Genomic DNA, 25,836 nt, shown 5'->3' on the forward strand with positions numbered 1-25,836 from the left:
TAGTTTCCCCAATCTTAGCCCGCCTTACTTGTTGCGGAAGAACTCCACCGTCTTGGCCACGCCTTCTTCCACCGTGACCTCAGGGGTCCAGCCCAAAACCTCACGCGCCCGGTCGAAGGTCAAAGCAGAGCGCGGCACGTCACCGAGACGCGCTGGGGCAAACTCCGGGTTGTCTGCGGCCTTGGCGTAACGTGCCACCAAAGTATGCAGCTCCCGGTCGGAGGTCTCCACGGAGGTGCCGATGTTAAAGCGCATGCCGTTGCCCTTCTCACCCGAGGCAAGGTAGAAGGCGCGCACGACGTCGCCGACGTAGACGTAGTCGCGGGTGTTAGTGCCGCCGCCGAATACCTTGGTGGGCTTGCCGTGCAGGAGGTTCTCCGAGAAGATCGCCACCACCCCGGCCTCACCGTGGGGGTTTTGGCGCGGACCGTACACGTTCGACGGCGCGATGAAGCTGCACTCGAGGCCGTAGAGGTGGCGGAAGGTGTTGAGATAGATCTCGCCAGCCATCTTCGAGGCTGCGTATGGCGAGTGCGGATCAACCGGAATCTGCTCGGATACTGGGAAGTCCTCCGGCACGCCGTAGATAGATCCACCAGAAGAAGTGTGGACGATGCGACGCACGCCGTTTTTTCGGGCTGCCTCGGCAAGCCTGATGGTGGCCACGATATTGACCTCAGCGTCATGAACAGGATCCGCCACTGACTTGCGCACGTCTATTTGTGCGGCGAGATGGAAAATCACCTCTGGCTTGGATGCTGCCACGATCGCGTCCAGATCCGCGGTGGTGATATCTGCCTCCACGAAGTCAACCTTGCCTGAGTCAAGGGCCTGGGCGAGGTTGTCCAAGCTGCCGGAGGAGAGATCATCGAGCACGGTTACCGAATGTCCCTTGTCTACCAAGAGGTCGACGAGGTTGGATCCGATAAAGCCGGCGCCGCCGGTAACCAATGCATGCATGAAAAATACTCTCTCTCGACAATTGAAGGGCAACTGAAAAAAGTTCAACCCCAAGCCACAACAGTTTTTGCTCTGCCATGAGGTTAATCAAAAAGGTTAGGCTGCTTAGGCAATCTTTTCTACCGCAAACTCCAGCGTCGGGTGCGCGAAGGCCTCCTGAGATTCCACCACAAGCAGCTCGCGGGAATCGGCTTTGAAGGTGTTGTCGATGACGGCGAAGACGCTGGAGGCGGTGTGCGCGAGCGCGTTGGCGGCGTCGAGGTCGCGGATGTAGTGGCCGGTAAACAGCGCGGCGGTCACATCGCCGGATCCGTTGCGCTTGAAATCCAGGAACGGGGTCTGCACGATCCAGGCGCCCTCATCGTTGACGGCGATCATCTCCACCGTGTTTTCCGGGCGATCCGCGCGCAGCACGGAGGTCACCAACACCGTGCTCGGCCCCATCTTCCGGGCGGCCTCAGCGGCCTTGAGCGTACTCGGAATGTCCTGGCATTCCACGCCGGTCAAATAGCCCAGCTCAAACTGGTTCGGGGTGATGATATCGGCCACCGGGACCACGCGGTCACGCAGCAGCGGTGGGATGAGGTCGGAGACGAAGCAGCCGGACTTGGCGTTACCCATCACCGGGTCGCAGGCGTACACTGCCTTCGGGTTGGCGACCTTGACCTTCTCAACGGTCTCAATGATCACATCGGCGATGTCCGAACCGCCCTGGTAACCGGACAAGATGGCATCGATTTTTGGCAGCGCGCCGCGGGCCTCAACCCCAGCAATGACGTCGCGAACCTGATCGGCAGGGATCAGTTGTCCACCCCACTGGCCGTAGCCGGTGTGGTTGGAGAAGTTCACGGTGTGAACGGGCCATACTTCGTGGCCGATGCGCTGCAGCGGAAATACCGCCGCGGAGTTTCCAACGTGTCCATAGGTGACATGAGACTGGATGGAGAGAATGTTCATGCACATATTGTGCGCTATGAGCGCGCGAGTTCCTTAACTAGACCCCCGAATAGGACATTGCGATAGGTATCCGGAACCAACCCCTAGGATTGATCACCCGCGGGCGCGGTGCCATTGAGCGTGACCACCACGCTGCCCACCCGGATGCGCCCGCGCCGATCCCGGCCGCCCTCAGCGCGCAGCGTGAGGCCGGCAATCTCCACCTCGGTGCCGGGCAGGGGAACGCGCCCCATCACGTAGGCGATGAGCCCGCCGACGGTATCAACCTGGTCGCTGACCTCCTCCTCGAATTCGATGTCGACGCCGTGGTCGTCGGCAATGCGCTCCACCAGGTCATCGAGGCTTAGACGCGAGACCACGCGGTAGGAGGACTCGTCTATTTGCTCGATTGGGGCGACCTCGCGCTCGTCGTACTCGTCGGCGATCTCGCCCACGATTTCCTCGAGGATGTCCTCGATGGAGATCAGGCCTGCGATGCCGCCGTATTCGTCGACAAGCATGGCGATGTGGTTGCGGTCGGTCTGCATCTCGTGCAAGAGCGCGTCCAAGTTCTTCGAGTCCGGGACGAAAGTGGCCGGGCGCATGACCTCGTCCACCGTCACGCTGCGGCCGCCGTCGGTTGCGTAATAGGTGCGCTGCACCAAATCCTTGAGGTAGACGATGCCCACCACGTCGTCGACGGTCTCGCCGATCACGGGGATGCGGGAATGACCAGAGCGCACGCACAAGCTGGTGGCCTGGCCCGCCGTCTTGCCGGACTCGATCCACACCATCTCCGGGCGCGGCACCATGACCGAGCGCGCGGTAGTCGAGGCGAGGTCGAAGACCGACTGGATCATGCGGCGCTCCTCGATCTCCACCACGCCGTGTTCCTGGGCGATGTCGACCATTTCCCTAAGCTCCACCTCGGTGGAATAGGGGCCGTCGGCAAAGCCCGGCCCGGGGGCGATGATGTTGCCGATGCGGATGAGCAGCTTCGAAATCGGGCCCAACACCTTCGCAAAGGCCGACAGCCAGAAGGCGGAGCTCAGCGAGATCGTATACGGGTTCTTGCGCCCCACCGTGCGGGAGAAGACGCCGATGACGGTGTAGGTGATAAGCGCAACGCCCAAGATCGCCGCGGCCAGTGCGAGCGCATGGTCGTCGATAAGCGAATAGGCGAGCACGCCGGCATACACGGCCGCGGTGACATCCAGCAACGTCCGCACCAGCACCAGAGGGTTGATGTGCTCGGCGCGGCGGTCAAGTACGCGCAGCAAGGTCTTCGCGGCGGGCTTTTCTTCCTCCTTGACCATGTTTTCCACTCGCGCCCGCGAGATGGAACTCACCGCCGCCTCCACTGTGCCAAACAGGCCGGACAATAACAAGGCCGCGGCGATGACCACGGTGGCTATGACGGGGCTCAACTTTCGCCCTCAACCAGCTTGTCCAGCTCGGCGCGCTCGGCCGCCGAGGGGAACGCACCCGGGCCGGTGGGCTTCGGCTGGTAGCTCACGCCGCGTTTCTCACAGTCGGCGTACCAATCGCGCAGCAGCTCGTTTTGCAGGGCGAACATCTCCTGCTCGTCCTTGGGCTCGATATGGTCATAGCCCAATAGGTGCAAGCACCCATGGGTGGTCAACAAGGCCAGCTCGTGGCCTAAGTCGTGGCCTGCCTTCGCGGCCTGCTTGTCAGCAAACTCCGGGCACAAGATGATGTCGCCGAGCATCGCAGGGCCAGGCGCCGGGGCATCCGGGCGCCCCGTGCCCGGGGTGAGCTCGTCCATGGGAAAGCTCATCACGTCGGTGGGGCCTTCCAGGTCCATCCAGCGCACGTGCAGATCGCTCATCGTGTCCACGTCCACGATGGAGATCGTCAACTCCGCGTCCGGGTTGATGTCCATCTCGCCGAGCACGAAGCTGGCGACGTCAATCAGTTCTTCCTCGTTGACGCCGTCATAGCCGGACTCGTTGACCACTTCAATGCTCATTGCGGTTCCCTTCAATAACCCTTCAATAACGCTGTGTGGATCTAGAAACAATCATGCTTACTAGACGTTGTTGAGGTTGAGATCCATCGCCCGCTGCTCGCGGCGGCGCTCAACGTCTTCCTCGTATTCGTCATAGGCCTCCACGATGCGGCCGACCAGCTGGTGGCGCACCACGTCCTCGCTCGACAGCTCGGCGAAGTGAACCCCCTCCACCCCGCGCAGGATCTGGCGCACCAACCGCAGGCCGGACTTTTGCCCACCGGGCAGATCCACCTGGGTGATATCGCCGGTGACCACCATCTTCGAGCCGAAGCCCAGGCGGGTCAAGAACATCTTCATCTGCGCCGGGGTGGTGTTTTGGGCCTCGTCCAAGATCACGAAGGCGTCGTTGAGGGTGCGGCCGCGCATGTATGCCAGAGGGGCAACCTCCACGATGCCCGCCTCCATCAGCTTCGGGATGATCTCGGGATCAACCATGTCGCGCAGCGCATCGTGCAGCGGGCGCAGGTAGGGGTCGATCTTGTCGTTGAGCGTGCCCGGCAAGAATCCCAGCTTCTCGCCCGCCTCCACCGCGGGGCGGGTCAAGATGATGCGGCTGACCTGCTTGGACTGTAGGGCTTGGACGGCCTTGGCCATGGCCAGGTAGGTCTTGCCCGAGCCGGCAGGACCCAGCCCGAAGGTGATGGTGTTCTCGTCGATCGCGTCGACGTACTCGCGCTGGCCGTAGGTCTTCGGGCGCACCGCCTTGCCCTTTCGGCGGATGATGTCCCCGCCCAAGGCCGCGGCCACCGACATCGGCGCCTCCACCGTCACCATGCCTACCGCATGCTTGACGGAGTCCGGGGAGATGACGTGACCGCGCCGCGCGATCGACTGCAGCTCCTTGAGCACCTTGACCGCACGTGCTACCTCGTGGTCCGCGCCGGTGAGGGTGACCAGGGTGCCACGGACGAAGATGTCACAATCGAGGAGGTTGTCAAGCACCTTGAGGTTTTCGTCATTGATCCCCAAGACGGTCTGGGAATACAGCGGGTCAAGTTCGACGGTGCGGCTGGTTATGTTCATCACTGCTTTCTAAAAAAATGTGCGGGCACACGTTCTAAGCGAAGCGCTCACTGTGTACCCCACGCGTGCCGCCACCGCTTGGGAGGTGGCGCGTTGGTGCAAGTCCTGTGAAGTTATTTTCTCAACAGCTATCTTAAGGCCTACCAGCGGTTCGTGCGCACGCCGATGGCGGCCAAGGCCACCATGCCTGCCGACGCGGTGCGCAGCACCTCCGGGCCGAGCTTGACCGCGCGCGCCCCGAGGCGCTGGAAGGTGGCCACTTCCTGCTCACTGAGCCCGCCTTCCGGGCCGATGATCACACAGATCTTCCCGTCGAGTTCCACCTCGCGCATGGGGGTGGCGGCCTCTTCGTGCAAAACCAGCACATGATCAAATTCGGCTAAACGCTCGGCCAGCTCCGCGGTGGACACCGGCCCTGTGATCTCCGGCACGCGGGATCGCCGGGACTGCTTGGCCGCGGCAATAGCCGCCTGACGCCACTTGCTGATCCCCTTTTCCCGCTTGGCGCCCTGCCACTTGGCCACGCACCGGCTAGCCTCCCACGCATAGATGGCATCGGCGCCAGCCTGGGTGAGCAAGTCCACCGCCAGCTCGGAGCGCTCGGACTTCGGCAGCGCCTGCGCCACCGTCACCGTTACCTCCGGCACAGGCTCGTCCACGCGGTCGATGACCTCCACCTCGAGGCTGTCCTTCCCGCCGGTGGCAACTACCCGGGCGTGGGCGCGCTGGCCGTGGCCGTTGGCCACGATGAGCTCATCGCCTTCCTTCAGGCGCACCACCGCGACCGCGTGCTTGGCCTCAGGACCGGTGATGCGCATGCGCTGGCCTGGACCCGCAAGCTCGGGAAACTGCCCGCGCAACACGGCGTCATAGTCGGCGAGGAATACGGGCAAGGACATGGTGGCGCTACTACCTTCGAAGATCGGCTAGGGGATGGGGGCTAGTTAACACTAGCGGCGGAAGCGGTTGCGGATGCGGCCGAACAGGCCCTCTCCGTGATCGTCTTCGCGGCGCACGCCGGTGGTCTCCCCGCCGTGCTCGCGTAGCTTTTCTAAGAGCTCGCGCTGCTTGTCGCTGAGGTTGGTGGGAACACCCACCTCGACATGGGCGTACAGGTCACCCTGTCCCTCGCTGCGCAGCCGCGGCATGCCCTTGTCCTCCACCCGAATGGCCGCGCCCGGCTGGGTGCCCTCCGGGACGGTGACGGTAATGGTCTCCCCGTCGAGCGCCTCGACGTCGAAGTCCACGCCCAAGGCGGCATCAACCATCGGAACCTCGACGTTAAAGTGCAGGTCATCGCCCTCACGGATGAAGACCGGGTGGCGGTCGACAGTCACTTCCACGTAGAGATCGCCGGCCGGCCCACCGCCGTGGCCGACCTCGCCCTGGCCTGCCATGCGGATGCGCATCCCGTCGTTAATGCCGGCCGGGATCTTGACCTTGAGGTCGCGGCGGGCCGGGATGCGGCCGTCGCCGCCACACTTCTCGCAGGGATCCGGGATGACCTCGCCGGTGCCCTCGCAGGTGCGGCAGGTGGTGGTGGTCATCACGTTGCCCAAGAAGGAGCGCTGAATCTGCTGGATGTGGCCGGAGCCGTTGCACACGCTACAGGTCACCGGCTTGCCGTTAGACTTCGATCCGGTACCGGTGCAGACATCGCAGATGATCGCGGTGTCGATGGTGACATCCTTGGTCACGCCGCTGAAGGCATCCTCGAGGCTAATGCGGATGCGCAGCAGCGCATCCGAGCCCGGCTGCACGCGCGAACGCGGGCCTTGGGTGCCACCGCCGCCGAAGAAGGCATCGAAGATGTCGCCGAAGCCACCGCTAAACCCGCCACCGGGGGTCCCGCCGCCCTGAGCCATGGGGTCGCCGCCGGCGTCGACGATGCGGCGCTTGTCCGGATCCAGCAGGACCTCCTGGGCGATCGAGATCTCGCTAAACTTCTCCGCCGCTTCCTCGGAGTCATTGACGTCCGGGTGGTACTTGCGGGCGAGCCTGCGGTAGGCCTTCTTAATCTCGTTGTCGGAGGCGTCCCTGTCTACGCCCAAGATTCCGTAATAGTCACGAGCCACGATGTGCTACTTTCTTCCTTCGATTCTCTTCCGCTGGTACTTGTGGTACTTGGTCACGCGTGCCGGTTTAGGGGCATATCCGGCACCGTTAGCAGACGGCGACCGTGAGTGCTAAGAATCCCATGATAGCCCCTTGCCCCACACTGACCGCAATTGACGGCACAATCAATGCCATGCGGGCTCCCCTCCGGTCGCAAAGGGACTGGGCACCATGGGTGAAGCGTGTGTCGCGTGGATAGGTGGGCCGCTTTTTATGCCGAAGCTGCGGAGTCACATGGTGCATGCACTGTGTCTTTTTGCGCCTAGACCCCATTGCTCCAGTGACCGCGTGCTACTGCCCACCTAATACCCGGCCAACGTATTGTGCAACGGCTAAGACCTTCGACATTGTTCCCGAATAGTCCAAATAGGTAGGCCCCACCACTCCCAGCCCGCCCAGGGTTGCCCCCTGCGAGCCATAGCCGGTGGCCACCACCGAGGCCTGGGAGAGCTGATCGTCGCCGGATTCCTCGCCGATGAGCACGCTCACATGCCCCAAATCCTGCACGTTGGCCAGCAGCTTGAGCACCACCACCTGCTCTTCGAGCGCCTCGAGCAAGGTGGGCAAGTCCTTGGCCACCCTCGAGAGATTCGACGCCCCAGCCAAGATGAGGCGATCGTTGGGCTGTTCCACCAAGGTCTCGATGAGCACCGTGGCGCAGCGCAGCACGTGACCCTGGATGTCCGCATCCACGGCAATGCCGGAGTGGGCGGGGTCGGCCAATTCCGCGAGCGCCACCGAGGCGTCGGGTAAGGTCTTGCCGTCGAGTGCCCGATTGAGCACCTCCTTGAGCCTGCCCACCTGCTCGGGCTCGCAGACCTGGTCGAGTTCCACGTTGCGCTGGTCAACGCGCCCGTTGTCGGTAATCAGCACCAGCAACAGGCGCACCGGGGATAGCAGCACCACCTCGCAGTGCTTGACCCGGCTGACCTTGAGATTGGGCAGCTGCACCACCGCCGCCTGCCGGGTGAGCTGGGACAACAGCTGCACGCTGCGGCGCAACACGTCCTCGAGGTCCACCCCGCCCTCGAGGAACTTCAAGATGGCGGTGCGCTCGGCCACCGAGAGCGGCTTGACCTCGTCGAGGGAGTCCACGAACAGCCGGTAGGCCTTCTGGGTGGGGATGCGCCCGGAGCTTGCATGCTGGCTGACGATGTAGCCGCCGGCCTCTAAGGCCGCCATGTCATTGCGGATGGTCGCCGAGGAAACGTTGAGCTTGTGCCGCTCGAGAAGCGCCTTGGATCCGACCGGCTCCTGCAGGGAAATATAATCCGCCACGATCGCGCGCAGCACTTCCTGCCTGCGCTCATGCGTTGCCCCGGACATGTCCGCTCCTTCCCTTCTGCCCCCGGCTCAAAACCTACGACCGCCTTGCAGCTCGTGGCCATCGCGGCGAGGGGCTGTTGCTTGCTCGCCTCGGTGCCCACCATAGCGCACCCGGCACACGTGCCTATTCAGGGTCGAAGAGAATGTCGGCGATGATGCCGTCGGCAAGCAGCCTCTTATCGTCGGCAAGCATAATACGACCGTGCGCCTGGCGCACAAGGCCAAGACGAGAAAGCCTCAACGAAACGGCGCGCTCGCGCGGGGAAAGCACGGCTTCGTCGACGCCCTCTTTCAGGCGCAGGCCCAGCATGAGCTTTTCCTCGTGGCGCTGATCCGCGCTTAAGGTCTCGGTGTCCTTGATCGGCAACACCCCGGTGGCGATGGTCTTGGTATAGGTTGCCGGGTGCTTGACGTTAAAGAAGCGGCGCTCGCCCAGGTGGGAATGCGCGCCAGGTCCCGCGCCCCACCAGTCGGCGTCGCGCCAATAGCGCAGGTTATGCTCGCACTGCCCGCCCGGGCGCGCCCAGTTGGAGACCTCGTACCAATCGAAACCGGCCTCGCGGAGTGCGGCGTCGATCATCCAATAGCGATCGGCGTAGACGTCTTCCTCGGGTGCGGGCAATTCACCGGTGCGCACCTTGCGCGCCATGCGGGTGCCGTCCTCGACGATCAGCGAGTAGGCGCTGACGTGATCCACACCGGTTTCTAGTACCTTTTCCAAGGTCAGGCGCACGTCGTCATCGGTTTCGGTGGGAGTGCCGTAGATCATGTCCAGATTGACGTGCTCGAAAAATTGCCCCGCCTGACGCGCCGCGTCGAAGGCACGCCCGGGCGTGTGCGCGCGTTCAAGCACCTTGAGCACGCTTGCCGACGCCGACTGCATCCCGAGCGAGACGCGGGTAAACCCCGCGCGGGCTAAAGCCTCGAAAAACTCCGGGCTCGTGGACTCCGGATTGGCCTCGGTGGTCACCTCCGCACCGGGGGCGATCCCCGTGGTGTTTTGGATCGCGCGAAGGACGCGGGCGAGCCCGTCCGCACCGATCATCGAGGGCGTGCCGCCGCCGATGAACACGGTTTCCGCCGGCCGGGTATCGCCCTGGCTGGCCCGCGAGGCGGCGGCCAGCTCCAGTTCTTTTTCCAGAGCATCCAGATAGGCTGCGGGGCTTGCCGGGTTCGGTGCCGCCTGTGCCACGGTGGGTGAAGCCGGCAAGGACAGCTCCGCCGGAGTGTAGGTATTAAAGTCGCAATACCCGCAACGCGAGGCGCAAAACGGGACGTGGATATACACCGAGAAAGTCATCAGGAGGCGTCCGCACCTGCCGACTGCTTCGCGCGCAACTTCTCCCGCACCCGTGCCACCACCGCGTCCACGCGGGCGCGCTCATTCAAAAACTGTGGCGGATGCGCCCCGCGCATCGTGCGGCAAAAACCGGGGTGCTCGTGCGCCACCGAATCCAGCCACGCCTGCGCCGCCTGCGTGATGGCCTCCTTGGTGCGCGCATACATAAGCGGGAGGTTGAGGGCGTTGAGGTCGCGGGCAGCACGCTCGGTCTCCGAGAGCTCCCACTCGACCACATGGGCCAGGTATTCCCGGATGAGCTCGGTGCGGGCCTCCAAAGCCTGGGTCAGCTCGCCCACCATCACCGGGGTGCGCGAGATGGGAAAACGCTCACGCAGGTTGGAGGTGGTGATCAACACCGGGCGCGGGGTCTCCTTCGACCCGGCAGGCGCGGCCACCGTTCCCGAGGCCACCCCGGACACCAGCGCCTGGCGCAGTCCGGCGAGCTCGGAGCACACGGCGCGGGCGTCCCGGCGCGCATCGTCGATGATCTCCTCGAACTCCGCGAGGCAGTCCTCGACGAGCTCGGAGTCCCAGTCGGCGACGGCCTCGGCGAGGTTTTCGATGTAGGTGGCCACCTCATCACCGATGTTAAAGATCTCTTGGGTGAGCTGTCGGTGCCGCAGCTTGGCATCGTTGACGAGCACGTAAGCCCCTCCCTTTGTGCATGATCGTCCAGGCGCGATTCCTGTGCATTCCTCTTGTGACGATTGCCCACTTTAGAGCAAACGGCGCGCCCTGAAATGAGGGCGCGCCGGTGGAAGAGAAATTCGTGTCTTAGCGCTTGTAGATCTGTGCGATTTCTTCCGCGTAGCGCAGCGCCACGACGTTGCGCTTGACCTTCATCGTCGGGGTAAGCTCATCGGCTTCCTCGGTCAGGTCGCGGTCGAGGATGTAGAACTTCTTAATCGCCTCGGCATGCGACACGGTGGCGTTGACGGCATTGACGGCGTCCTGAATTTCGGCGCGCAGCACCGGATCCGCGGCCATCTCGCGCACGGTGCGCGACTCCGGGATGTTGTGGGTAAGCTTCCAGCGCTTGAGCGCGTCCTCGTCCAGGGTCAACAGCAGGCCGATGAAGGGCTTGCCGTCGCCGACCACCATGGCCTGGCTGATCATCGGGTGCGAGCGCAGCGCGTCTTCCATCGGCCCCGGGGAGACGTTCTTGCCGCCGGCGGTGACGATGAGATCCTTCTTGCGGCCGGTGATCACCAGGTGGCCGGAGTCGAGGATCTCGCCGAGGTCGCCGGTGTTAAACCAGCCGTCCTGGAAGGCCTTCTCCGTGGCCTCGGGGTTGTTCCAGTAGCCGTCGAAGACCGTGAGCCCCTTGACCAGGATCTCACCGTCGTCGTTGATGCGGAAGGAATCACCGCCCACGGGCCGGCCCACGGTGCCGATCCTCTGGGGTTCGAAGTCCACCGCCGCTGCCGCAGTGGTTTCGGTAAGGCCGTAGCCTTCGTAGACCGGGGTGCCCACGCCGCGGAAGAAGTGCATGAGCTCGGGGCTGATCGCCGAGCCGCCGGAGATGGCGTAATGGACCGAATCGCCCATGGCGGCGCGGATCTTGGAGTAAACCAACTTGTCGTAGGCCTTGTGCTTGAGCTTTAGCGCGCGCGAGGGGCCTTCGGCGGTATCGAGCGCGCGGGAGTACTCGATGGCGACCTTCTCCGCACGCTTGAACGCTGCCTCGCGGACCGGACCGGACTCGTGCGCGTTGGCGGCGGCGCCGTTGCGCACCTTCTCGAACACGCGCGGCACGCCCAGGATGAGGTTCGGGCGGGCGCGCTGGAATTCCACCGACAGCGAGGAGAAGTCCGACCAGTGCGACTGGGTGGCACCGGAGATGACGATCGCCAGCGAGACCGCGCGCGAGAACACGTGCGCCAGCGGCAGGAAGGTCAGCACGCGGTTGCCGGGCACGGCGATGGCACCAATCGGGTGGGTGATCACGGCCTGGGCCTCGGCGTACCAGTTGGCGTGGGTCAGGCGGCAGCCCTTGGGGCGGCCGGTGGTGCCGGAGGTATACACCAGGGAGGCCAGGTCAGCGGAGCGGGTGGCCTCGATGCGCTCGTGGACGGCGGCATCGCTAATGCCGCGGCCTTCGAACTTCAGCGTCTCGATGGCCGAGGAGTTGATCTCGAGGATGCGGCGCAGCTTGGAGGTGGATCCGTGCAGCTGCGGGGTGCCGTCCTCCCTCAGCACGAGGTGCTTCATCAGGTCGGTGTGGTCGCGGGTCTCGGTGATGGCGAAAACGGCGCCGGAGTCCTCGATGATCCACTCGATCTGACGCAGCGAGGACGAGCCGTAGATCGGCACGCTAACCGCACCGGCCGCCCAGATGGCGAAGTCGAGCAGGGACCACTCGTAGCGGGTCTCGGACAGCAGCGCGATGCGATCGCCTTGCTGCACGCCGGCGTTGATGAAGCCCTTGGCTACCTCGAAGACCTCGTCAACAAATTCCTTGGCGGTGACGTTGACCCACTCATAGTTCTTTGGGCGGGTAAACAATACGCCGTAGGGGCGAATGGCTGCCTGGTGCAGCAGGGCGGTCAGACAGGTGTCTTTTTCTCCCACCGTGTACAGCGGCTCGGTGGTTACTTCCTGCATGGTCATCAAAACTCCTTTTTCGGTTGCTGTTAAACGTTGTCTCGCCAGTTTCGGTGGCTGGCAGTGTGGGTTTCGTTCAGTTGTGGTCTAGGGATGGCGACACGCCCACCGCGTGCGCTGTGCATGAACCGCCATCTATGTGTCCTAACTCTCGTCCATCGCAGGCCTTTCGTCCTTATCGGACTCCCAAGGTGTGGGGCTTTGTCAAGCCCAGCGGGTAAAGCTGGTACCCCGACCTCGACTTTTGCGCCTTCGACGCCGGGTGTGGTGGCGCTTCATAGCAGAAAAGTTGACCGTGGAAGATCGTTTCTCATGAATCATAGTTGTGAACTAGGCCATAGTTGGCCAACTTTCGGAGAAAAATTTACTTTCCTAGCTTTGCATAGATTTTTCCCTGCAGAGGTGAGGAAACCCTCAAATTGATCGATTGGCAAACTTTTCACATTCATAGTTTCCGCCTCTTAAGGGCGGATTTTGCACCCGAATCCACACAAACAAAGGTGTGGGAATAATTACGCTTTCCCAGCTAATGATCGACAAAATCCAAGTACGCAGGAGTTTATTGGCCCGAATGGATCCTTCATACGCTGTTCGCCTCATGATTTAGCAGGACTTAAGCCTTTTCACATGGCACAATGGCGGATGTGTCTTATCAAGAAATCCTCCGCGAACTAGCCAGCGCGCATGCGATCGCCACCGGCTACACCGGATACGGCGGCCACTATGTCGACGCCAGTGACGAAACCCTCATCAAGATCCTGCGCGCCTACGGCGTCGATCTTGGCCCCAACGAGTGGCCGGATGAGCACCAGCTCGGCACCGCGCTGCAGCGTCGCCGCGACGAGCTATTTACCCGCCCGCTGCCCTTGTCCATCGTGGCAACCGAGGGCGATGGCTTCGTGTTCAACGTCCACGTCCACGACGGCGCCCCCGCGCAACTCGTCATCGCCCTCGAAGACGGCGGAACCGCCATCCCCACCCAGGTTGATAACTGGGAGCCCCCACGCACCATCGACGGCGTCACGTGGGGCGAGGCCTCCTTCGCCTTGCCGACGAACCTGCCCACCGGCTGGCACACCATCACCTTGACCTCCGATACGCTCTCGGCCACCGCCGCGGTGATCGTCACCCCGCGCAGGTTACACACCACCGACGAGTATGTCGCCCACCCCGTCCACGGCGTGATGGCCCAGATCTACTCGGTGCGCAGCGAAGGCTCCTGGGGCATGGGAGACTTCCACGACCTCGGCGAGCTCGCACACACGCTGGCCACCGAGGCCGGCGCGGACTTCCTGCTGATCAACCCCATGCACGCCGCCGAGCCTTTCCCGCCCGTGGAGGATTCCCCGTACCTGCCCACCACGCGCCGGTTTAGCAACCCGATCTACATTCGCGTCGAGGACATCCCCGAGCTTGCTAGCTTGCCTGCCGACGTTCGGGCTGAGGTCGCAGAGATCGCCAGCGAGTTCCAGCCGCTCAACCGCTCCAACGAGATCATCGAACGCAACCCGATCTTCGCTGCCAAGCTGCAGGTCCTGCGCGAGATCTTCCACGCCGGGCGCACCCCTTCCCGCGAGGCCGCATTCCAGGCCTTCGTCGAGCGCGAGGGCAAGGGCTTGGTCGACTTCGCCACCTGGTGTGCCACGCAAGAATTGACCGCCGCCCCGCAGGAGGCCCACGCCGTCCCCGAGGATCCAGCCTTGGTAGCCGAGTTCTACATGTGGCTGCAGTTTATCTGCGACGAGCAGCTTGCCGCGGCCCAGAAGAAGGCCGTTGACGCCGGCATGAAGATCGGCATCATGGCCGACTTGGCCGTCGGTGTCCATCCCGGCGGCGCCGACGCCGCAACCATGGCCGATGTCCTAGCCCCTGAGGCTTCGGTGGGTGCCCCGCCGGACAACTACAACCAGCAGGGCCAAGACTGGTCCCAGCCGCCGTGGCATCCCGAGCGCCTGGCCGAGCAGGGCTACCGCCCCTGGCGCGACCTGCTACGCACCGTGCTGCGCCACTCCGGCGGCATCCGCGTCGACCACATCCTGGGCCTGTTCCGCCTGTATTGGATCCCCCGCATGCAGTCGCCGACCACCGGCACCTACGTCAACTATGATTACAACGCGCTGGTGGGCATCCTCGCACTCGAGGCCGAGCGCGCCGGCGCCGTGGTCATCGGCGAGGATCTAGGCACCTTCGAGCCGTGGGTGCAGGAGGTCTTGGCCTCCCGCGGCATCATGGGCACCTCCATCCTGTGGTTCGAGTCCTCCCCCAACGGGCCTGGCCCGCGCTACAAGGAGGAATACCGCCCGGCCGCACTGAGCTCCGTGACCACCCACGATTTGCCGCCTACCGCGGGCTACCTCGAGGGCGAGCACATCGAGCTGCGCGAGAAGCTGGGGCTGTTGGAGGATCCAGCGGCAGAAAACGCCATCGACCTCGGCTGGCAGGCGGAGATCCTCAACCGCGTGCGCGAGCAGGGTGAGTTCGAGGGATTGAACCTGCCAGGCGATGACTTCCAGGGCAAGCCTCGCAACCAGCGCGGTGCCACCGAGGACCTCATCGTTGCGCTGCACCGCTTCATCGCGCACACCCCGTCCGCGTTGACCTGCACCTCGCTGGTGGATATGGTCGCCGACAAGCGCGCGCAGAACCAGCCGGGCACGGTGCGCGAGCAATACCCGAACTGGTGCATCCCGCTGTGCGATGCCACCGGCGAGGCTGTGCTCATCGAGGATCTCGGCCAGGCCGAGCTCTTCCGCCGCGTCGCCGACGCCTCCAGGAGATAGATCACCGGGCTGTCGTCGTGGCTCGTGAAAAGGCACCACTTCCCATCTGGAAGTGGTGCCCAAAAACTCACTGCAGCTTTGACTCTACCTGCCTTACTACAGCAGCGAGACCATCCACGCCACCACCAATAAAATCAGCAGCAGGTAGAGCGACTGCGTCACCCTTGACTGGGGGTATTTGCGCTTGTTGCGGGGCAACTGTTGATCTTGTTTGCGCAGTTCTTCCGGGTTTGCCATGAGGGTCGGGCCTTCTTTACTTCACGAACTATCGACAACTGTCGGCACTGTCAGCTACCCCAAACCGCGGAGGGACGTGGGGGTGCCTGCGGGTGACACGCTGTTTCAACTATTTGTTTTCTCTTGCTCACCGCCGCCAGTGGGCTCGTGGGCGTTTCCTCCCACTCTAGCCCCATGTGGGCGAAAAGCCCGCACAAGCACAGCTCCGGCCACGTCCACCACGCGTAACCACACCACCGCCAGCACCCCGCATAAGGGGATCATCACCACCATGACGATGGGTGCCTGCAGCCACAAAGGCGCCGAGGTCAGAAACTGCCCCACGGCATCGACAATCCCGACGATAGGTTCTGGCACCACTTCCTCCTTCACTCTGATCCCTTGCCTGCCGTTTCAGGGCACGAGGCCTGCTCATCTTCAGGCCCCGCCGGCCACGGTCGCCTAGATAGCCCCGGCCAGCCCACGGCGGCGCAGCAGGGCGCGGATGTCCTTGTCGCGGCCGCGCAGCGCGGCAAAGGCCTCCCCGTAGTCGCGAGATCCGCCGCGGGAGAGCACCAGGTCCCGGAACCTCGTTCCGGCAGCCCGCGCCGCCGCCGGCGAGGATCCCAGCCCCGCCGCCTCCACCTGGCGGAACCAGTCGAAGCCGTCGGCGTCTAAAACCTCCGCCCACAGGTAGGAGTAGTAGCCCGCCGCGTAGCCGCCGGCGAAGATGTGATTGAAGTAGGTGGAGCGATAGCGCGGGGCAAGCCCTGCTACCACCAATCCTGCGTCTTCCAGCGCTCGCGCGGCAAAGGTCTCGATGTCGGCTGCGGTAAGCTCTGCTGCTTCCTCGCAGCTGAGAGAATGCCAGGCTAAGTCGATGATGGCGGCGCCCAGATATTCGGCGGTGGCAAAGCCCTGCCCGAACTGGCGGGCACGCTCGATCGCGTCGAGCAGCTCCTGCGGGATCGGCTCACCGGTTTCCACGTGGAAGGCATAGTTGCGCACCACCGCCGGGTCCAGCGCCCAGTTTTCGTTGATCTGGGAGGGAAACTCCACGTAGTCGCGCGGGACGTTGGTGCCCGAGAAACTCGGGTAGCGCACCGCGGACAACAGCCCGTGCAGGGCGTGGCCGAACTCGTGGAAGACGGTGCGCAGCTCGTCGAGGCTCAATAATGGCTGCGATCCGTCGGCGGGTTTGGACAGGCCCATGACGTTGACTACCACCGGCTTGGTCCCCAGCAGCTCCGACTGGTCGACAAATGAGCTCATCCACGCCCCGCCGCGCTTGGAGGGCCTGCCGAAGTAGTCGGTGATAAACAAGCCGATGGCCCCCTTTTCGGTGCCTGACTCATCCTCGCGCACCTCCCACACGTCAACGCCCTCGGCGTAGCCGCGCAGGTCTTCGCGCTTTTTCACGGTGATGCCATACAGCCTGCGCGCGGCAAAAAACACGCCCTTTTCCAGCACTTGGTCCAGCGGGAAATACTTGGCCAGTTCGGCCTCGTCAAGGTCGAAGTCGCGGGCGCGCACCTTGGATTCCCAATAGGGCCAGTCGGCGCCACCGACCTCGCCGCCGGCCGCCTCGACCAGCAGCTTGTGCTCGTTTTCGGCATTTTGGCTTGCCGACGGCGCCAGGTCGTACAACAGCTTGCGCGCCGCCTGCGCCGTTAGCGCCGTTTCTTCCGCGATGACGTAGTCGGCATGGGTGTCATAGCCTAAAAGGCGGGCGCGCTCGGCGCGCAACTGCGCCATTTCCACGACAACTTCGGCGTTGGTGTCTTGGCCTCGCTTCTGGCTGGCCTCGTATAACTTCGCCCGCGCCTCCGGTTTTTCCAGCACCGATTGCAGGGACTGCACGCTTGGCAGCTCCAAGGGGATCACGTAGCCGGTCCTGCCCAGCGCGGCGGCATCTGCGGCCGCGGCCTCAATGCGGGCGGGGTCAAGCCCTGCCAGCTCCTCCGGAGAATCAAAGCCCACCGCTAGGGCCTTGGTGCTGGCGAGCAGGTTGCGGCCGAAGGCGTCGGAAAGCACCGATAGCCGTGCGTTGATCTCCTTCAAGCGCTGCATCTGCTTATCATCTAAACCCGCGCCGCGGCGGGCGAAGGTACGCAGAAGGTAGGCGTGCAGGCGCTGGGATTCCTCATCATCTGGTGCCGTAGCCTGCTTGATGCGCTCGAATAGCTTTTTGTTGAGGTAGAGCGCATCCGCATGCGCGGCCAGCAGTGGGGCAACGGTGGCGGCGATCTCCTCCATCTCCTCGTCCGCATCCGTGCCCAGGAGGTTGTAAAACACCGCGGCCACCCGCTCGAGGTCCCTGCCGGAACGCTCCCAGGCCTCGACCGTGTTCTCCCAGTTCGGCGGCTGTGGGTTAGCCACGATAGCGTCGATCTCGGCACGCTGGCGGGCCATCGCCTCGTGGAAGGCCGGCAGGTAATGGGCCTTGTCGATGGCCGCGAAGTCCGGCAGCTCGAAAGGCAGGGGCGAGGGGCTCAGTAGTGGATTGGAGGTCATGCCCGCCAATATTACCGCCCGCACGGGCTGCCAGGGTCAGCGATGACCGCCCTGCGGGTATTGGCACGCACGCCACCGCGGTGGCGTTTTCAACGAAACGTGGCTCACGATGGCGGAGGCGATTGCTAGGCTTAGCCTCATGACAGTGCCCGGCCACCACGCACCAGCTTATGAAATCAACCCCGGCGGCACCTATCAGGGGCGCCTGCTTGCGGCAACGCCCGGCGATGATTCCGCAGGCCTCAACGCCGATGCAAAAGCGCAGGCACCGGGTGATTCCCAATCATTTTCCTCCCGCGTGCACTACCCGGAGATCACCTACGCGCTGCTGCCCGATCGGCTCGGCCCCGCGAAACTCCAACCGCGCCCGCGCGGGCTTGTCGATGCCGTCCATCAGCCTCCTGCACCGGTGTCCACCGCCAACGAGCTGCGCTTGAGCATCACCACTCCCGCCGGCGTGCGGCCAGGCGATGACCTGCCCGTGGTGGCATTCATCCACGGTGGTGGCTACGAATGGGGCGCACGCGACGAGCCTTGGTTCGACGGCGCCGGGTTCGCCCGCGACAACATCATCACCGTCTCCGTCTCCTACCGGCTCGGCGTCGACGGCTTCCTCCCCTTCCACGACGATATCCCGTACCACTACCGCGGCATCGACGACTGCAACACCGCCCTCGACTGGATCCAGAAGAACATCGAGGACTTCGGCGGCGACCCCACCAACGTCACCCTCATGGGCCAATCCGCCGGCGCCGGCATCTGCCTGTGGCTTGCGCGCCGCGACCATTACCGCGGCGCCTTCCGGCGCGTGTGGGCGATGTCGCCCGGGTTCCCGCGCACCCCTCTTGCCCGCCGCAAGTGGCTGCTGCGCGCCATCGCCGGCCCGGTAACCCGGAAAAACTTCCACTCACTTGGGATTGCGGGGCGCGCTGCCGTATTCAAGAAATTCCGGCGCTTCGTGGCAACCGACCTGCCACTGGGGCCTTACCCCTATTCCCCCGACGAGCTTGCCGACGTCGACCTGGTGATCACCTGCACCGGCCAGGAGTTCCACCGTCATGGCTTCGCGCGCAAGCTCGACGCCTCCGCCATAAGCTGGCTGCTGCGCCCGGTGTTCGCCGCTCACCTGGGAGCCCGGATTGGCTACCGCGCGGCACCCCCAAAGTTCTTCGGGCAGTTGATCACCGATTCACTGTTTACCCAGCTGGTAGCCACAACCGCCGAGGCCAGGCCGAATACCTGGGTCGTGCTGTATGAGGGCACCGACGAGCGTCCCGCGCTGCACTGCTGCGACCTTCCGTTGATTTTTGGCAACTACGAGCTGATCAAGAACACGCCGTGGGATCTGCTGCACGAGCCCAGCCCCGCACTGCTTGAAAAGTGCCATCGCCGCGCGGTGGACTTCGCCCGCGCGGCCACCCCCGCCTGGCCTGCCTACGGCCGGGAGCGGCAGGTACTTTCGGTGGACATCAACTCCGGCGAGCAGGCGCTGCGCACGGATCCATTCGCGCGCACCCGCCGCTACTTCACGCACGTCACAAGCAGGTAACCTCCATGTCTGATTTCTCACTGACCACCGGCAACCACCTCGACATCATCCGCGCGATTGCCGCCGGGCACGACGTTGCCGGCTTGGATGTTCACGGCGATCTCGGCTCGGCTGCCTCAAGCATCCGCCCCATCACCGGCGAGCAGACCAACTTTTCCTACATCGTCGATGAGAAGACGATCTGGAAGTTCTACGCCACCCGCGCCCACGGCATCGGCCAAGAGGTCCGCATCGGCCGGGTGTTGGATACGTTCGTTCCCCCGCTTGTTGGCTACCTCACGCACAATGGCGACACCGTCTGCGTGGTCACCGGCTTCATTCCCGACGCCACCGACCTGTGGCAACTGCGCGAGGATCCGGCACTTGCTGCCCACGTGCCCGCGCTCGGTGACAGCCTCGGGGTGATCCATAGGTCCTTGGCCACGGCTTTTGGCACCAACGAGATTACCGGCCTGGAACTTGCCACGCGCCTGCGCGCCCGCCTGGAGGGCTTTGCCCGCACCACGGCGCTGCTTGATCCCTACCTCCCCGCCGCCCGCGAGGCCTATGCGCAACTAGACACCATCGCCTCCATCAGCGTTCAGGAGATCCACGGCGACCTGCACCTCGGCCAAATCTTGCTTGCCGACGATCACCTCTACTACCTCGATTTTGAGGGCGAACCCGGCGCGAGCATCGGCGTGTGGGATTCCCCGCTGCGCGACATCGCCGGTCTTGCCCGCAGTTTCCACTATGCGGGGCTCAGTTTCGATGAGGCGACCTTCCTGCCCGCCTATGAGCAGGCAACCGGGTCCCAGGTGGATGCGGCCGTGCTGCGCGCATTTGTTATCGACCGCTTTTGTTATGAGGTGGTCTATGAGCTCACCCACCGCCCCACCTGGGTTGATAAGCCCCTTTCCTCGGCGAGGTTGGTGTTCTAAGCTCGCGCGGCGATTTCGTTCAGTTTCTCGCGCAGCTGCGGGTGGGCGAGCTGGTCGACCATCCAGGGGCTAAACGCGAAAGGCGCGGCATCGACAGCGGTAAAGAATTCGCGCGGCTGGACCCACGCCATCTGATCTATTTCCTCGGTCTCCGGTGTGAGCACGCTGTCTGTGGCAAGACGTGCGACGAACACTGGGCAGATCTCCCATTCGACGATGCCGTGGGAGTCGACCGCGCGGTAGCGAAAGTCCGGCAGCACCATCTCTAGGTTTACGAGATTTCCCGGATCCACGCCGATCTCGTGGGGCACACGCCTTGCGGCTGCTTGCTGGGCAGTCTCGCCTGGGGCAAGGTGCCCGCAGGCCGAGTTGGTCCATACCCCCGGCCAAGTTTTCTTCTCCAGGGCCCTGCGGGTAATTAGAAGGTTGCCCTCGGTGTCAACGACGTAGCAGGAAAATGCAAGATGAAGCGGGGTGTTTTCGGTATGCACCTCTGATTTGAGGGCGGTACCGATGGGGTTTCCCGCCTCATCTGCTAGTACGACGAGCTCTGCTGTGGCCATGCGATAAGCCTAGCCCACAGTCCACCTTTCGCTGCTATCCGCGCACCCATGCCCCGATGACCCCGGGCACCGCCGGGGTGGATTTCCCCAGCAGCGCACTGACGTTGTCATCGCCTTCGATCGCCGTGGTCAGCCTGCGCATCTTTTCCTTCTTGGATTCACCGGCTCCGGCACCTGCCATAGGCATGCCTCCCATCACGGCGCCCGGCCCACGCCCTGCACTTGCCGATTGTGCGGTCGCTGCTACCGCACCTCCCGGCGCGCCTGCCACTGTTGGCGCGGCGCCGACACGCCCACCGGCGCCGGTTGCCCCGCTCACATTGCCAGCCCCACCGAGGCCACCAGCGGCAATCCGCCCTACTCCGGCAACTCCTGGTGTTGCTCCCCCGTCGCCCCGGCCTGCGTAGTTGGCCGCTCCCATTGCACCGCGTCCAGGAGTTCCTCCACCGTTTCCTGTGGTGCCACCAGTACCACCAAACGCCGTGGCCCCCGGTAAACCACCAAAACCGCCGCGCGTTCCCATGGTACTAACCGGGGCCATGCCCATTCCGCCTGCCGTACCCATGCGGTCGGTGCTTGCGATGGGGGTTGTCACTCCACCAACGCCTGCCGGTGTGGTGCCCAAACGCGTTGGGTTCAAAGCTGCTGCACCGCCAAAGTTCGGGCCAGCGCCGATGGCACCCACACTTCCGGCACCGATCGCCCCGCTTCCTGCCGCCTGCGATCCCAGACCGGCGGTGTTTATCACTCCACCTGTGCCAATTCCTGGTGACATCGTTCCGAGCCCACCTGCCGATGCCGCATGGGTGCTCATTGAACCCGTGTCAATGGATTGCAACGCCGTAACCTCACTGTTGATCGCCGCAAACTCCCCCGGATCCGCCACGCCGGCGCCCGCTCCAGTACCCCCCTGCATCCCAGCCGCATTGAGCCCAGATGTGGACAGCTTTCCATTGCCCGCAACCTGGTTCATCCCCGTGTTTGTGCTTCCGCCTGCGGAGGTACCCGCAACGACGTTTTGCATCAAGTTTCTCGTGCTAGGAACCGCACGATCGGCAATACCTTGGAGTTCTGACTGCAAGCTCGAAAGGTAGGCCTCTTCCAATGCCTGCTTTTCGGCAGGCTCTTGTACTGCAGCCACGGCCGTCTGAGCTTGCATGATCGACATTTGAAGGAAGGGAACCGAAGAAAGGAGATTTCCCAATGCGCTTGAGATGCTTGGAACACTGCTTGCAAATGCATCGCCGTGCGTCGCAACCTCATTGATTCTGGACACCGCGGCATCGATAACCGCACCTCGGTTCGACGATCCGATAGACTGCGCTACCGCCCTGAGGTCATTCGCAATTGACTGAACATCGGCTCCGAGGCTGTTCCAATGCTCCATAGCTTGGCCCACGGCTCCGTGATTTGTTTGCCACAGTGCAGATGAAAGTTCAGACAGCGAGTTGGACTTGCCTACGATTGGCGCTTCAAATTCAAAACTTAGATAACGTGCATCCGGTCGCGGCCTAAACTCAACGCCTTCCGCCCCGATTCGACCACCTTCATCTGCGATACTCAATCCGCTACGGGTGAAAGACTCTTGTAAGGAAAGTGCCCGTACAGTATTCCTAAGCTGTTCGGAGATCCAAACTACTTGATCAGAGAACGACTGCAAGATTTCTGCTGCCGAACCTGTTCCACCGAAAAGGATCTTGCCATGGTTTTCACCGAGTGAATCGAAGCCCGGAATACGGGAGTAGCTTGAATCAATCAAATCCGTTGAAGAAGCCTGAAGAACTGTATTGGAGATCTGAACCACTTCACTAAGGCGTGCGAGCTGCTCTTCAATAGAATCGATAGACAAATTCAGTTCCATTAGGAGATTCCTTTCAAGTCAAGGATCGTTTTCATTTTCTGATCAGCGTCAGAGCAAAGCTTTTCCAAGGAAACATCTCTAACCACCCCACCCAAGGCGGTTACGCCCAAGCGTCCTCCGGTCGTCGAAACGCTCACCATGCAATTGGAGTCCGATAAGTGCGGGAATGGAGAATGAAAAATTGCGCCCGTAGTGACACTTTCAAATGGCATATTCAGCTCAGCGAAATTTTCTGAGACTACATCCCTCACCATTTCGTCGGAAACGAGAGAATAGGCCACCTCACTCTTTGTCCTGTCTTTGTTTCTAAAGCCACAGAAGGCAAAATTCTTGAATGTTCGTTGGTGATTTACACCGTTTGACTCAAGGCCCATACCAGCAATCTCTGCCGCCGTCAGCTCTTCGCAGACGTTGAAGAATTCATAATCCGGCGCGCTCACATCAAAATCACCAAGACGAAAGCGACCCTGCATGGCGGAAGCCTGAGGTACAGCTTCGATCCCTGCAGCGGGGTTTACGGGTGTTATTGTGCTCGGTGATTCTCGTTCGTTATTCGCAATGGCATCGACTGCGAATCCACACCCAGATAGCCCGAGAGCAGTAATCCCAATCACGAGGATTGCGCTAAGTTTTCGCACGCCGGCCGGATGATCTTTTGGACGCTTAGCTGAAGTGAGTTTCATCACGGATCTCCAAGTTAAAGGCAGGGTTTTGAGGCAGGTTTATGCACGCCAAAGGCCTACATGAAACTACTTAGACGGGTGTTGCGGGGCTCCGGTTCCCTGGAGGGTGAAACTTTTTTTTCCCGGCCGAACGCTCGTTTTGGTGTTTCATTTCCCAGAGCCTTTTTCGCGGCTTTCCTTCCTTTTACCTACCCGTTTGTGTGATGTGGTTCCCAAATGTGTTGGTTTTTGAGTGGTATCGGAACGTAAATGGGCGCGGGTTTGTTGGGACAGGTGAACGTCGGCAAGCGAAGGCGCAGGTTAAGTGGGAGAAGCGAGTGTGTCGCGGGCGTGTGACAGTATTAGATGGACGTAAAAATTAAGCGAAAGTTTGGTGTTTAATCCGTGCGATCAATCGCCCGAATTCTCAGCAGCGCCAAGGCGCTGTGGCCCTACTACCTAGGGGTCGTCATTTCCGCGGTCATCGTTGCCGTATTGGCGCTGGTGACACCGTTTATTCTCAAAGACGCAACGGATACGATCGTCGCTTCAGTCGCGGGTGATACCCCCCTTGAAACCGCTACCACCAGGGTCATGTGGCTGGCGGTGGCGCTTTTTGCAGCGCAGCTATTGAACACGATCCTGCACAACGTCGGTGGCTACATCGGCGACGTCATGGCCGCACGCATGCGGCAGATTTTGTCCACCCGCTACTACGCGCAGCTGCTGGGCATGCCGCAGCGATACTTCGACAATCAGGTCACCGGCACGATCATCGCCCGGCTTGATCGCTCCATTTCCTCCATCACCCAAACCCTGCAGGCGATGGCCAACAACTTCTTCCCCATGATCATCACGCTCGTCGCGGTGCTGGGAATTTCCGCGTGGTACTACTGGCCGCTGGCGGTGCTGCTGGCTGTCATCGTGCCGGTGTACATGTGGCTGACGGGGCTTACCAGCAAGAGGTGGCAAAAGATTGAGGCGAAGAAAAACGAGCAGATCGACCTCGCCGGCGGGCGTTTCGCCGAGGTCATCGGCCAGGTCAAGGTAGTCAAGTCCTTCGTATCCGAGGTCCGCGAACTGGGCACCTTCGGCCGCAGGTACCGCACGACCGTCGAGCTCACCAAGAAACAGTCCTCCTGGTGGCACTTCATGGACGTGGCCCGCGGCGGGTCGATGGACTTGGTGTTCTTCGCCATTTACCTCATGCTGTTCTATCGCACCCTGCACGGGATGTTCACCCTCGGCGACATGGTGTTGCTGCTGCAGCTGGTCAACATGGCCCGCCAGCCGCTGACCATGATGAGCTGGGTTGTTGACACCACACAACGCGCGATTGCCGGATCGAAGGACTACTTCGAGGTCATGGAAAAGCCGCTCGAAGACACCGTCAATCCGGAGCTGGTGGCCGCCACCCGTGCCGTTGACGTGCCAGTGCTGCACGAGGATGCGGTCCGCCCACTGGTACCGCGCGGAAATCGCCCGATGATTTCATTGCAGGGCGTCTCCTTCGAATACACCGCCGGCGAGCAGGTGCTGAGCGACGTTTCCTTCGAGGCGCAGCGCGGGCAGAAGATCGCTTTGGTCGGCGAGTCCGGTGGCGGCAAGTCCACCATTGTGAACTTGATCCTTGGCCTCTACCAGCCCACCCAGGGGCAGCTATCGATCGCCGGATACGATGTGTCCCAGCTTTCCGCCGAGCAGCTGCGCGCCAGCGTCGGGGTGGTCTTCCAGGAGTCCTCCCTGTTTTCCGGCACGGTGCGCGAAAACATTGCCTACGCACGCCCGGATGCCACCATGGAAGAGATCGTGGAGGTGGCCAAGAAAGCCAACGCCCACGACTTCATTATGAGCTTCCCCGACGGCTACAACACCGTCATCGGCGAGCGCGGCCTACGCCTGTCAGGTGGGCAGAAACAGCGTGTGGCGGTGGCCCGCGCCATGCTCAAAGACGCACCTGTGCTTGTCCTCGACGAGGCCACTTCGGCGCTGGACACCAAAGCCGAGCTGGCGGTTCAGGCTGGCCTCGAGCAGCTCATGGAAGGCCGCACCACGTTGATCATCGCCCACCGCTTATCCACCATCGCCGACGTAGACACCATCATCACCTTGCGCGATGGGCACGTCGACGAGATCGGTTCACCAGACGAGCTGGCACGCTCCGGCGGGATCTACGCCGAGCTGTTGGCTCTGACGGCCCACTCCACAGAGGCCAGCAAGCAGCGTCTAAAGGCATTCGGCTTCGAGGGTTAGCTGCCAGTTGGATGGGCGCCAGCCGCAGTCATGACAATGCGTCCTGATATCCACTGATCGCGACACCAAAGCAGGGCTGCCTGGTTAATCCTTCGGGAGCGAGCTGCCCCTGGAAAAGCCCGACGTAGCGAAGTCATCAGCGGGAAGTGGCCCGACAAGTTCCATGGGCACATCACAGGC

21 protein-coding genes are annotated in these 25,836 nt (G+C 62.7%); 4 read left to right on the top strand and 17 right to left on the bottom strand.

The features are described from left to right. Positions 1-24: 24 nt before the first annotated feature. The 11 genes from PAB09_RS09580 to PAB09_RS09630 form a co-directional block, all read right to left on the bottom strand. A complete protein-coding gene (locus PAB09_RS09580) occupies positions 25-960 on the bottom strand; it encodes an NAD-dependent epimerase/dehydratase family protein (RefSeq protein ID WP_271033447.1) in 936 nt (311 codons plus the stop codon). Positions 961-1,065: 105 nt separating this feature from the next. Further along, a complete protein-coding gene (pdxY, locus tag PAB09_RS09585; protein WP_271033448.1) occupies positions 1,066-1,917 on the bottom strand; it encodes a pyridoxal kinase PdxY in 852 nt (283 codons plus the stop codon). 83 nt (positions 1,918-2,000) lie between these two features. Next, on the bottom strand, positions 2,001-3,323 hold the full coding sequence (locus tag PAB09_RS09590) for a hemolysin family protein (protein WP_271033449.1): 1,323 nt from the start codon (positions 3,321-3,323) through the stop codon (positions 2,001-2,003). After that, the gene (gene ybeY, locus PAB09_RS09595; RefSeq protein WP_271033450.1) at positions 3,320-3,886 is read right to left on the bottom strand and encodes an rRNA maturation RNase YbeY; all 567 of its coding nucleotides are present in this window, start codon (positions 3,884-3,886) and stop codon (positions 3,320-3,322) included. The genes PAB09_RS09590 and ybeY overlap by 4 nt, the downstream gene beginning before the upstream one ends. Before the next feature lie 60 nt (positions 3,887-3,946). Beyond that, positions 3,947-4,951 carry a PhoH family protein gene (locus PAB09_RS09600; RefSeq protein ID WP_271033451.1) on the bottom strand — a complete coding sequence of 335 codons (1,005 nt, stop codon included), beginning with the start codon at positions 4,949-4,951 and terminating at the stop codon, positions 3,947-3,949. Between the two features lie 140 nt (positions 4,952-5,091). Next, the gene (locus PAB09_RS09605; protein ID WP_271033452.1) at positions 5,092-5,850 is read right to left on the bottom strand and encodes a 16S rRNA (uracil(1498)-N(3))-methyltransferase; all 759 of its coding nucleotides are present in this window, start codon (positions 5,848-5,850) and stop codon (positions 5,092-5,094) included. 51 nt (positions 5,851-5,901) lie between these two features. Further along, a complete protein-coding gene (gene dnaJ, locus PAB09_RS09610; protein ID WP_271033453.1) occupies positions 5,902-7,026 on the bottom strand; it encodes a molecular chaperone DnaJ in 1,125 nt (374 codons plus the stop codon). 331 nt (positions 7,027-7,357) lie between these two features. Next, entirely contained in the window at positions 7,358-8,392 is a 1,035-nt protein-coding gene (gene hrcA / locus PAB09_RS09615) for a heat-inducible transcriptional repressor HrcA (RefSeq protein ID WP_271033454.1), read from the bottom strand. Positions 8,393-8,516: 124 nt separating this feature from the next. Beyond that, a complete protein-coding gene (gene hemW / locus PAB09_RS09620; protein WP_271033455.1) occupies positions 8,517-9,692 on the bottom strand; it encodes a radical SAM family heme chaperone HemW in 1,176 nt (391 codons plus the stop codon). Further along, positions 9,692-10,378, bottom strand: coding sequence for a hypothetical protein (locus tag PAB09_RS09625; protein ID WP_271033456.1), 687 nt, complete (start codon positions 10,376-10,378; stop codon positions 9,692-9,694). Before PAB09_RS09625 ends, hemW begins: the two co-directional genes overlap by 1 nt. Before the next feature lie 130 nt (positions 10,379-10,508). Further along, positions 10,509-12,338 carry an AMP-dependent synthetase/ligase gene (locus PAB09_RS09630; RefSeq protein WP_271033457.1) on the bottom strand — a complete coding sequence of 610 codons (1,830 nt, stop codon included), beginning with the start codon at positions 12,336-12,338 and terminating at the stop codon, positions 10,509-10,511. 644 nt (positions 12,339-12,982) lie between these two features. Here PAB09_RS09630 and malQ point away from each other — a divergent pair. Beyond that, on the top strand, positions 12,983-15,118 hold the full coding sequence (gene malQ / locus PAB09_RS09635) for a 4-alpha-glucanotransferase (protein ID WP_271033458.1): 2,136 nt from the start codon (positions 12,983-12,985) through the stop codon (positions 15,116-15,118). Positions 15,119-15,214: 96 nt separating this feature from the next. On the opposite strand, the gene PAB09_RS09640 is transcribed toward malQ, so the two are convergent. From PAB09_RS09640 to PAB09_RS09650, 3 genes are all read right to left on the bottom strand, one after another. Next, on the bottom strand, positions 15,215-15,355 hold the full coding sequence (locus PAB09_RS09640) for a hypothetical protein (RefSeq protein WP_271033459.1): 141 nt from the start codon (positions 15,353-15,355) through the stop codon (positions 15,215-15,217). Positions 15,356-15,460: 105 nt separating this feature from the next. Beyond that, on the bottom strand, positions 15,461-15,712 hold the full coding sequence (locus PAB09_RS09645) for a hypothetical protein (RefSeq protein WP_271033460.1): 252 nt from the start codon (positions 15,710-15,712) through the stop codon (positions 15,461-15,463). 84 nt (positions 15,713-15,796) lie between these two features. Next, entirely contained in the window at positions 15,797-17,848 is a 2,052-nt protein-coding gene (locus PAB09_RS09650) for a M3 family metallopeptidase (RefSeq protein WP_271033461.1), read from the bottom strand. A gap of 139 nt (positions 17,849-17,987) precedes the next feature. Between PAB09_RS09650 and PAB09_RS09655 the strand changes: the two genes are divergently transcribed. Together PAB09_RS09655 and PAB09_RS09660 are read left to right on the top strand one after the other, a co-directional pair. Next, the gene (locus tag PAB09_RS09655) at positions 17,988-19,397 is read left to right on the top strand and encodes a carboxylesterase family protein (RefSeq protein ID WP_271033462.1); all 1,410 of its coding nucleotides are present in this window, start codon (positions 17,988-17,990) and stop codon (positions 19,395-19,397) included. Between the two features lie 5 nt (positions 19,398-19,402). Beyond that, the gene (locus tag PAB09_RS09660) at positions 19,403-20,317 is read left to right on the top strand and encodes a phosphotransferase (protein ID WP_271033463.1); all 915 of its coding nucleotides are present in this window, start codon (positions 19,403-19,405) and stop codon (positions 20,315-20,317) included. Here PAB09_RS09660 and idi read toward each other — a convergent pair. From idi to PAB09_RS09675, 3 genes are all read right to left on the bottom strand, one after another. Further along, a complete protein-coding gene (idi, locus tag PAB09_RS09665; RefSeq protein ID WP_271033464.1) occupies positions 20,314-20,880 on the bottom strand; it encodes an isopentenyl-diphosphate Delta-isomerase in 567 nt (188 codons plus the stop codon). The two genes, PAB09_RS09660 and idi, sit on opposite strands and share 4 nt — an antisense overlap. 34 nt (positions 20,881-20,914) lie before the next feature. Next, positions 20,915-22,039 (bottom strand): hypothetical protein, encoded by a 1,125-nt coding sequence (locus PAB09_RS09670; protein ID WP_271033465.1) that lies wholly within the window; start codon positions 22,037-22,039, stop codon positions 20,915-20,917. Between the two features lie 701 nt (positions 22,040-22,740). Next, on the bottom strand, positions 22,741-23,427 hold the full coding sequence (locus tag PAB09_RS09675) for a hypothetical protein (protein ID WP_333780170.1): 687 nt from the start codon (positions 23,425-23,427) through the stop codon (positions 22,741-22,743). 381 nt (positions 23,428-23,808) lie between these two features. Here PAB09_RS09675 and PAB09_RS09680 point away from each other — a divergent pair, with 381 nt between their 5' ends. Beyond that, a complete protein-coding gene (locus PAB09_RS09680; RefSeq protein ID WP_271033466.1) occupies positions 23,809-25,656 on the top strand; it encodes an ABC transporter ATP-binding protein in 1,848 nt (615 codons plus the stop codon). Positions 25,657-25,836 lie beyond the last annotated feature (180 nt).

This window comes from Corynebacterium sp. SCR221107, assembly GCF_027886475.1.
Classification (GTDB): domain Bacteria; phylum Actinomycetota; class Actinomycetes; order Mycobacteriales; family Mycobacteriaceae; genus Corynebacterium.

What these genes read in the sequence shown, in the direction of transcription:
- PAB09_RS09580 (WP_271033447.1), bottom strand. Translation starts at nt 960, where the DNA reads ATGCATGCATTGGTTACCGGCGGCGCCGGCTTTATCGGATCCAACCTC.
- pdxY (WP_271033448.1), bottom strand. Translation starts at nt 1,917, where the DNA reads ATGAACATTCTCTCCATCCAGTCTCATGTCACCTATGGACACGTTGGA.
- ybeY (WP_271033450.1), bottom strand. Translation starts at nt 3,886, where the DNA reads ATGAGCATTGAAGTGGTCAACGAGTCCGGCTATGACGGCGTCAACGAG.
- PAB09_RS09600 (WP_271033451.1), bottom strand. Translation starts at nt 4,951, where the DNA reads ATGAACATAACCAGCCGCACCGTCGAACTTGACCCGCTGTATTCCCAG.
- PAB09_RS09605 (WP_271033452.1), bottom strand. Translation starts at nt 5,850, where the DNA reads ATGTCCTTGCCCGTATTCCTCGCCGACTATGACGCCGTGTTGCGCGGG.
- hrcA (WP_271033454.1), bottom strand. Translation starts at nt 8,392, where the DNA reads ATGTCCGGGGCAACGCATGAGCGCAGGCAGGAAGTGCTGCGCGCGATC.
- hemW (WP_271033455.1), bottom strand. Translation starts at nt 9,692, where the DNA reads ATGACTTTCTCGGTGTATATCCACGTCCCGTTTTGCGCCTCGCGTTGC.
- PAB09_RS09630 (WP_271033457.1), bottom strand. Translation starts at nt 12,338, where the DNA reads ATGCAGGAAGTAACCACCGAGCCGCTGTACACGGTGGGAGAAAAAGAC.
- PAB09_RS09640 (WP_271033459.1), bottom strand. Translation starts at nt 15,355, where the DNA reads ATGGCAAACCCGGAAGAACTGCGCAAACAAGATCAACAGTTGCCCCGC.
- PAB09_RS09650 (WP_271033461.1), bottom strand. Translation starts at nt 17,848, where the DNA reads ATGACCTCCAATCCACTACTGAGCCCCTCGCCCCTGCCTTTCGAGCTG.
- PAB09_RS09655 (WP_271033462.1), top strand. Translation starts at nt 17,988, where the DNA reads ATGACAGTGCCCGGCCACCACGCACCAGCTTATGAAATCAACCCCGGC.
- PAB09_RS09660 (WP_271033463.1), top strand. Translation starts at nt 19,403, where the DNA reads ATGTCTGATTTCTCACTGACCACCGGCAACCACCTCGACATCATCCGC.
- idi (WP_271033464.1), bottom strand. Translation starts at nt 20,880, where the DNA reads ATGGCCACAGCAGAGCTCGTCGTACTAGCAGATGAGGCGGGAAACCCC.
- PAB09_RS09670 (WP_271033465.1), bottom strand. Translation starts at nt 22,039, where the DNA reads ATGCAAGCTCAGACGGCCGTGGCTGCAGTACAAGAGCCTGCCGAAAAG.